Raw genomic sequence first — 458 nt, forward strand, 5'->3', positions numbered from 1 at the left:
GTTTTGACATCGTAACCTTTTTCTTTTGCCTGTTGTTCAGTCAAGCCGACTGTGGCGATCGATGGATTGGTGAAGGTTACGCCGGGAACAAAGCGAAGATCGATTTTGCGTTTCGCTAGACCCAACGCATTATTTGCCACAATCCCGCCTTCATAAGCTGCAACATAAACGAATTGCGGACCGAGGGTCACATCGCCCGCGGCATATATTCGGTTATTCGACGTTTGCAAATATTCATTGGTCAGCACTTCGCCTTTTTTCCCTGTTTTCACACCTGCTGATTCAAGGTTTAAAGTCTCTGTGTTCGGCTTTCTTCCTGTTGCCACGAGGACTTGATCGGCTTCGATGACTTGTTCTTGACCGTTCACTTCAATATAAATGCTTGTCGACTTACCGTTTTGCTCAACCTTTTGATAAGTGACCCCAGTGATCAGGTTAAGTCCTTGCTCAGTTAAGGA

1 protein-coding gene is annotated in these 458 nt (G+C 45.9%); it reads right to left on the minus strand.

Annotated elements, in window-relative coordinates; genetic code table 11:
• The coding region (locus M3677_RS17185) for an FAD-dependent oxidoreductase (RefSeq protein WP_251161163.1) at positions 1–458 on the minus strand (458 nt) is incomplete at both ends.

Origin of the sequence: Curtobacterium sp. P97 (genome assembly GCF_023712445.1) — a bacterium.
Classification (GTDB): domain Bacteria; phylum Actinomycetota; class Actinomycetes; order Actinomycetales; family Microbacteriaceae; genus Curtobacterium.